The following is a 7,334-nucleotide window of genomic DNA, read 5'->3' on the forward strand; positions in this document are numbered from 1 at the left end:
AACACCGATACGCAGATTTTTTGGCAATGTTCCGGTTAAATTTTTTGTGTAATCTTTTTTATCTACTTGTTGCATTGATGCATCTTTGTCATCTTTACCTGCAATAACAGAAAGTACACGAGCACTATCGTAAACAGTGCGTGCTGCAATTCCTATCTGGTCAAGAGAGGAGCCATATGCAATTAATCCATACCGTGAAACTAATCCGTATGTTGGCTTTAACCCAACAACACCACATAATGCTGCTGGCTGATTTACTGAACCACCAGTTTCTGAGCCGAGTGCCCAGGGTACTAAACCTGCGGCAACAGCTGCAATTGATCCGCCACTAGAACCACCAGGTACACGTGATACATCCCATGGATTATGTGTTTTTTGGAAAGCAGATGTTTCAGTAGAACTGCCCATAGCAAATTCATCCATATTAGCGCGACCAATAAGCAATGCACCAGCATTTTTGAGGCGTGCAATGACGGTTGCGTCATATGTTGCAACAAAATTTGCTAATATTCTTGATGCGCATGATGTAATGCGATCTTGTTGACAGATATTGTCTTTAATAAGTCCAGGAATACCAAAAAGTTCACCACTGGATGGATTAGTTTTTTCTAAAATTGATTCTTTATCAAATACTTCCAGTGCCGAACCAATAGCGCCATCAAAGGCTTCAAATCTTCTTAGGTAAAATTCAATAATTTCTTCGCGGGTAATTTCTTTTTTTGCGAGTTTTGCTTCTAACTCACGGATTGTTATGAATGGAGTTATGCTCATTATTTTCCTAAGTTAATTTTTATTGATTGTTTTCAATAATTACAGGAACAACGAAAAAGTCACCTTCACGTTCTGGTGCTTGTGCAAGAATGGGTTCTGGATTGCACTGTTGAATAGTATCATCTCTTTCAATGTTGCTGTTTTTTAATAGTGCAACATCAACATCTTTAGCAATATCTTGCACGCGTGCGGCATAACTGAGGACTGCTTCAAGATGTTTTTGAGCGTTGATTATTTCTGTTTCAGAAAGTTCAATATTTGATAGACGAGCAATTTTTTCAACTTCTTCTCGTGTGATAATAGATGACATAATTAATTCCTTGCAGGTGTTTAATTTTGCTGAAGTTTAATTCTAAACTGTCGGTGTTTTCCAATGTTCACTGCGAAATCTTCTGATATACCATATGCTCATTAATGCGTTGCCAAGATAAAATGAGCCGTATAAAAGAATAAGTTTTAACGCTTCATTGTCGCACTGCCATTGTGATAACAGGTAAGACACAGGAACAAAATAACAAAAACAGGTAATGAGTCGTACGACCATTACGATGCGAACATTGCCTGCACCACGTAGCGCTCCAGACAGGATCAATTGTACCAAATCAAAGATAATAAATATACTCAGGATTGGAAACGCTTGCATTGCTATTTCAGAAAAATCACCTTTTTTATCAAATATATTTATGATATATGCACGCTTATAAATAAAAAATCCGAGAATGATTGATACCATGCCAGAGGCTAAAAAGATGGTTTTTTTGATGTTGATTTTGACACTTTCCCAATTTTTTGTACCAACATCATTGCTGACTAAAAAGGTAATAATTTGAGCAAATGCTAGTGCTGGTAAAAATGCAAAACGTTCCATATCTTTGACTACACAAAATGCAGCAATGCCACCGGTTCCCATTGTTGCGACCATTTTTCCAAGCCATATGTAAGCCCCTGCCATAATTGCTTTATCAAGAACAACAGGCCATGATACTGCAAGTAAGTGTTTGACATAAGAAATATCTGTAAATCCAGAGAAAAGATTGATGCTATATTTAAGATTTTTTTTGTTAAAGAGTACATATCCAAGAGCAATGATCATCATGCTGCTATATTGTATCACCGTTGCGAGTGCAGATCCTTGCAGTCCCATGGCAGGGAATCCATATTTGCCAAAAATAAGTACATAATCAAAACAAACAAAAAGAATTGATCCGAAAATAAATATTTTCATTGGAGCGCGAGAGTTTTTAATGCCACGCAAAAATCCTACTAATGCAAGATAAATAAACATGCATAAAACACCAACAGCGCGCAATCGTAAAAAGGGAACACCGAGTGTTATCATTTCTTCTGAAACCCCGTACCATGTGTAAATAGTGTGCGCACCAAAGAAAAGTGCACTGCCAAATGTTATGCCCAATAATGTTGTTACCCAAAATGCATCGCGCAAAGTACGTCCTGCATTTTCAAATGAGTTTTGTCCATTAAATTGGCCACTGAGTACCGTGGTTCCAACTGAAAGCGCTTCGCCAACTTTAATAATGAAATGAAGAAGAGTATTGGTGACTCCAAGTGTTGCATACATATCGACTGATGAGAGGGATCCAACAAAAATAGCATCAAGCCAAAATGGCATGCCGTACAATAAGAAATTAGTGATGAATTCGGGTACAAAGTAGCGCAATAATGTGCCATACTGTTCACCTTTTTCAGCATTGTAAATATCATCTATGTAACGTGCGATAAAACTTCTTACCATGATTTTGCCCCATGCTCCGATTCTCTTCACACGGGGACCCCGGTAAAGAATGAATTTAGAGATTTTTTTTGTGGTTAATTTTTTTGTTTAAAGAAAACAAATTTTCTTTGTACCGTATCCAGTGTATAGACTATTTCTTTTTCGATAAAGGTTTCTTCTACTTTGTCAGGCGTCCATTGTTTTGATGCCCAATACACAAGGGTTGCATCTTTGTAAGGACTTGCTGGTCTAAATATGCGAACAAGTTCTTTTGGTTGCAGTGATGCGCGAGCAAAAAAATAATCAATATGGTGACTTGTGGTGCGTAAAAATGTGCGCCAATCAAATGGATATATAATAACGTTATCCAGTTCCAGTTCTTGAACAACATGTGCTAAAAATGATCTTTTTTTATTATTAACTTCAATGAGTATCATTTTTAGGTGTGGAAATAAGATTTTCAAGGGGAGGCCTGGAAATCCTGCTCCGGTACCAATATCTGCGGTTGAATGTATAGCAGAAAAGTCAATATGCTGTGCTAGAGCGAGTGAATCATCAAAATGGTACTGTATAATAGCTGCCACATCAGTGATGGCTGTTAAATTAAATTTCTCATTCCATTCAACTAAAAGCTCCAGATAGCGCTTTAATTTGTTTGCTTGGTCGGTTGAGAGGGTATATTTAGTGATGAGTTTGTCCAACTGAATATGTGTAAAGTTGCTCTCTAGATGATGCTTGTCCACTTTTCTTCCCATAAAATATATCTTTTTACTCTTTATCTATGGTACCATGATTAGGAGTAAAATACAATTTGTATTACCAATAAAGTGTGAATATGAAAAAAAACTATTGTGTTCATCTATTGCTATTATTGCTCATTTTTTCAAAGGTCGGAGCAGGTCCTCGGATAGCCTTTTTTTTTAGGCCACAGCCGTTGACTGATGCTGAAAAGATAAGTCAAAAGTTAAAAAAACCAGGAAAATTGGCTAAATATACCGCTAAAGGCATGGTACAAATGGTACAATCTGTCTCGGTAGAGGGGATTTTGGCTACGTATGGTGGGTACGTAACGGCGTCTAATTACAATGGTGAAATTAGTTTTCCAAGAAAACATCAGAAAGACGGAGTAGATATTCTTGTCACGTCAGAAATCACTCCCGTTCCTTTATTTGAAAACACAATTCTTAATTGGAATCGTGTGCTAGGTGTTCCTGCTAAAGTCTATTCATGTGAACAAAAATACGATGATAAAAGAAGTGAATATTATTGGGAAACACAAGAAGTTGCCTTGACAGAAGGAGTGGAAATTCCTCTTGCAACAATAATAATTATCGCAAAACCAAAAAACATTGAAATGAATATAGGAAGGAAGACAACAAATGGAACGGCAAATCTTGTTTTGCCGGATGTATATGTAAAAAAGGGAATTAATATTATAGAAAACAGTTCATATATGCTGACTATTCGTCATCTATTTAGGCCCGTCGAAACAGAAGAAAATCGTGAGCCTTTAAAAAATTTAACTCATATTATCGATTAAAAAGGAGCACCATTTTTTTAAACTATAAATACTGCTATACTTACCTAGTCCGACGAAGTTTTAACGAAGTCGGAGCGAGCATTATTCATAATGATTATTTAAAATAGTAATCACATTCTTTGGGGAACGTGATATGAAGTTACAAATTTCATTCGATCTTATTGATTTAGATAAAGCAATTGCTATCGGATCAGAGGTTGCTCAATATGCGGATATTATTGAAGTGGGAACAATTCTTATTTATCATCATGGCACTAAAGCTATAAAACGATTTAAGGAGGCATTTCCTGATAAAGTAATCCTTGCTGATACCAAAATTGTTGATCGAGGCAAGGAAGTAGTAGATCTTTTTGCTGACGCAGGAGCGGATTGGATTACCGTGATGGCTGGAACATCACATCATGTGATACATGCAACAACAACAGCAGCACATAGCGCCAACATCAAGGTAATGCTTGACTTAATAGATTCTGATTCTGTTGGACAATCGGCGCTTGAAGCAAAAAATCTTGGTGTTGATGCACTTCTTTTTCATCAGCCCTATAGCGAAACAGAATCGCTTGTCCTTCTTGATAAATGGGATATGATAAAAGGCAACACGAGTTTGCCTATTTTTGTTTCTGCAAAGATTAATCGTGATAATGTTGATAAAATTCTTGCGCTCAGACCCGATGTAATTATTGTGGGCTTGAGCATTACTGATGCAGAGCATAGTGCGCAGGAAGCGCAGTATTTTGCTGAATTGGTAAATAGGTTTTAATATCACATGACGAATATATTTTACTCACCAAAATTGGGCTAAAGTATTTCGTCAAAATTTCATAGAGAGTTTCATCACTGGACTTCCAGTATCACTGGTTCCAAGCCCAAGTTGAAGTTCTCTTTTTTTTGCCAGTTTGGAATCAATAAGTCTATTTGCCGATAGTGCGTACATTGCACCAAATCCAGCTCCAGCGATCATTTGAGAAAGATAGTGGCGATTGCTGGATAAAAATATGACAGTTACAAAAGCTGCGATGCTGCCCAGGGGTAGTGCATAGTTAATGCCAAAACGCATACCATATAGCACAGCAGTATATGTTGCTTCAGCTAAATGCCCTGATGGGAATCCACCAAACTTGCGTTGTTCTTTGGCAAATGTTTGGTGAAAAGGTCTTTTACACAGATCGAAATTTAATTGTTCTTTAAAAAAATCTTTTGCGAGCAATACAAATGGCATCCCGGTCAGAAAGATTTGACTTGTCATTTGCATGTCATCGTTGCGGCTTAAAAATGCTTGTGTACCAAGCAGTGCAATAGGAATTCCTATGCTTAAGCGTGCAACTTCTTTGCACCATTGTGCAGGTTCATTTCTATTTTTTTTATTTTTATGATCAAAAAAGCAGTTGTGTAGTTTTTCATCAATCATGCGTGCACCTGCAAAAAAGGGTGCAGTGATGACTAAAACTTTGAATGAGTCCCAAGAAAAAAGACCCAAATTAACTCTGACGACATCTTCGACAAAGCCTCCAAGCATGTGTGTAATGCGATGTTTTGAAGGAGGTCTGTTACGAAACCATGGACGGTGATTGCGTGCAGCACGGTTGTGCGCAAGTCGTTCTTTTTTTTCACGTGCAAATTTACTTCGGCGTTGTGTGTAGGTGATTTTTATGTGATCGTCATTGCAGAGTGCAGCAAAACTGCTCGTTATAAAAAGAAAATAAACTATTTTCTTTGCAAAATTCATTGCTACTCCGATTTTTAGACTCACGATAAAAGATTATTCGTAATTTTAGACTATAATTTTTTAGCAAAACAAAACAAGAGTGGTATAGAATAAGCATGAGAAGGGGTTTGTTGATTGAAATTATGTAATATAATGCTGTTGTAAGCAAAGAAAGACGATCATGAATAAAAAAACAATAACATGTAGTATTGTAATTATATCTCATTTTGCAACTGCAATGGATATAAAAAATAGTGATACTCAGTATCTATCTGCTCTTATCAATAACGTTCTGTTTTCTATGCCAGAAGAAATAGTAGTAAAAGGGATTAAAGCATGGTTAGGATTTCAGGCAATAGGTCGATTGAAACAAGTCAGTAAAATGTGTAATAAATGGTGGAATGTTGGAGATATATGTCCAGATGCATCAGATTATGAGTGTGCATGTAAATGTCCCACTCCTGCATGTTCCATAGTAGGTAATTATGGTGCATGTACTAAAATCCTGCAACATTATGCAGAAATAGGAGATAAAGAGATGTTTTGCCATTTTTGGCATCATGATCATGAATTCAGAAAAACTGTGATTTTCAAAGTTTTTGAGATTAATTATTATGCTCAAGTCGAACACTTTATGGAAGTATATGCTGGACGCTATGTTCATCAACGCGAGATAGATCAAATAAATTTAAAACGTTTGATACATGCATTAAGTAAGCGTGATGTCAAAGCAAAAACGCTATTGACATTGATAGGGAGTCGATTTGATGTATTTCTACCATATAAAAAAAACTGTACATTACTCCAAAGAGTATGTCAGCTCAAAAAGGTTTCACTTTTGGAAGCTTTACTTGGTGCAAATTATGCAATAAATGATACTAATGAGCAGAGAGTTTCAGTGCTTCATAAAGTTGTATTATATGGAACTGTTGAAATGGTACAGAATTTATTGGATAGAAATGTTAGAGTGAATGTTTTTGATCAACATGGGCAAACACCTTTGCATTATGCTGCTAAAAAGGGTAGATACGCTATTTTGTGCACGTTACTTGAGCATAAGGATGTTATAGTTGATGTGCGATGTGCTATAAGGGCAACTCCTTTGTATTACGCAGCACGACGAGGCGGTCTGAGATCTGTAAGAGAATTGGTTAAAAAAGGTGCTGATGTAAATGCCAAGACTATTGGTGGTGTAACACCGCTCCATATCGCTGTTGAGAAAGGAAAAATTTCCGTAGCGGATTTTTTGTTGCAACATGATGCTTTGGTAGACGCGACTGATTATGAAAAAAGAACACCGTTACACTATGTATTTTGTATCGAAAAAAATCCACAAGAGCGTAAGAGGCAGATGATAGACTTGTTGTTGAAGCATAATGCCAATCCTGATGCATGCGATAAGGATGGAAGAAATGCGTTATATTTTGCAAGGAGTTAAAAATAAGACTAGGTTCTGTTGAGTTTTTGAAAAAATACCAATAATTAAAAATTTAATTCTCAAAACCCGTTCGCCCTGAGTGTTTTACGCAGCCGTAGGCAGAGTAAAATGTATCGAAGGGTAGTTCTTTAAGGTAATTAATCTTTAA

At 36.6% G+C, this 7,334-nt stretch carries 8 protein-coding genes; 3 read left to right on the top strand and 5 right to left on the bottom strand.

Features of this window, described 5'->3' with window-relative positions:
• The 4 genes from VJJ26_00860 to rsmG all read right to left on the bottom strand — a co-directional run.
• On the bottom strand, positions 1-771 hold a 771-nt coding region (locus VJJ26_00860; GenBank protein ID HLC06712.1), incomplete at its 3' end, for an amidase family protein.
• 19 nt (positions 772-790) lie between these two features.
• Positions 791-1,081, bottom strand: coding sequence for an Asp-tRNA(Asn)/Glu-tRNA(Gln) amidotransferase subunit GatC (gene gatC / locus VJJ26_00865; protein ID HLC06713.1), 291 nt, complete (start codon positions 1,079-1,081; stop codon positions 791-793).
• 42 nt (positions 1,082-1,123) lie between these two features.
• The gene (locus tag VJJ26_00870) at positions 1,124-2,524 is read right to left on the bottom strand and encodes an MATE family efflux transporter (GenBank protein ID HLC06714.1); all 1,401 of its coding nucleotides are present in this window, start codon (positions 2,522-2,524) and stop codon (positions 1,124-1,126) included.
• Between the two features lie 74 nt (positions 2,525-2,598).
• Positions 2,599-3,258 carry a 16S rRNA (guanine(527)-N(7))-methyltransferase RsmG gene (gene rsmG, locus VJJ26_00875; protein HLC06715.1) on the bottom strand — a complete coding sequence of 220 codons (660 nt, stop codon included), beginning with the start codon at positions 3,256-3,258 and terminating at the stop codon, positions 2,599-2,601.
• Between the two features lie 80 nt (positions 3,259-3,338).
• Here rsmG and VJJ26_00880 point away from each other — a divergent pair, with 80 nt between their 5' ends.
• Together VJJ26_00880 and VJJ26_00885 are read left to right on the top strand one after the other, a co-directional pair.
• Positions 3,339-4,043: a hypothetical protein gene (locus VJJ26_00880; protein ID HLC06716.1), complete on the top strand. Its 705-nt coding sequence runs from the start codon at positions 3,339-3,341 to the stop codon at positions 4,041-4,043.
• A 133-nt stretch (positions 4,044-4,176) separates the two neighbouring features.
• Positions 4,177-4,803 carry an orotidine 5'-phosphate decarboxylase / HUMPS family protein gene (locus tag VJJ26_00885; protein ID HLC06717.1) on the top strand — a complete coding sequence of 209 codons (627 nt, stop codon included), beginning with the start codon at positions 4,177-4,179 and terminating at the stop codon, positions 4,801-4,803.
• A gap of 51 nt (positions 4,804-4,854) precedes the next feature.
• Here VJJ26_00885 and VJJ26_00890 read toward each other — a convergent pair whose 3' ends face one another.
• Complete coding sequence (locus VJJ26_00890) at positions 4,855-5,769, bottom strand: phosphatase PAP2 family protein (protein ID HLC06718.1); 915 nt, start codon at positions 5,767-5,769, stop codon at positions 4,855-4,857.
• Between the two features lie 160 nt (positions 5,770-5,929).
• Between VJJ26_00890 and VJJ26_00895 the strand changes: the two genes are divergently transcribed.
• On the top strand, positions 5,930-7,186 hold the full coding sequence (locus VJJ26_00895) for an ankyrin repeat domain-containing protein (GenBank protein HLC06719.1): 1,257 nt from the start codon (positions 5,930-5,932) through the stop codon (positions 7,184-7,186).
• Positions 7,187-7,334 lie beyond the last annotated feature (148 nt).

It is taken from the genome of Candidatus Babeliales bacterium (genome assembly GCA_035288105.1).
Classification (GTDB): domain Bacteria; phylum Babelota; class Babeliae; order Babelales; family Vermiphilaceae; genus SOIL31.

Bases quoted from the DNA above. Each gene is read 5' to 3' on its own strand.
- gatC (HLC06713.1), bottom strand. From the start codon at position 1,081: ATGTCATCTATTATCACACGAGAAGAAGTTGAAAAAATTGCTCGTCTA.
- VJJ26_00870 (HLC06714.1), bottom strand. From the start codon at position 2,524: ATGGTAAGAAGTTTTATCGCACGTTACATAGATGATATTTACAATGCT.
- rsmG (HLC06715.1), bottom strand. From the start codon at position 3,258: ATGGGAAGAAAAGTGGACAAGCATCATCTAGAGAGCAACTTTACACAT.
- VJJ26_00880 (HLC06716.1), top strand. From the start codon at position 3,339: ATGAAAAAAAACTATTGTGTTCATCTATTGCTATTATTGCTCATTTTT.
- VJJ26_00885 (HLC06717.1), top strand. From the start codon at position 4,177: ATGAAGTTACAAATTTCATTCGATCTTATTGATTTAGATAAAGCAATT.
- VJJ26_00890 (HLC06718.1), bottom strand. From the start codon at position 5,769: ATGAATTTTGCAAAGAAAATAGTTTATTTTCTTTTTATAACGAGCAGT.
- VJJ26_00895 (HLC06719.1), top strand. From the start codon at position 5,930: ATGAATAAAAAAACAATAACATGTAGTATTGTAATTATATCTCATTTT.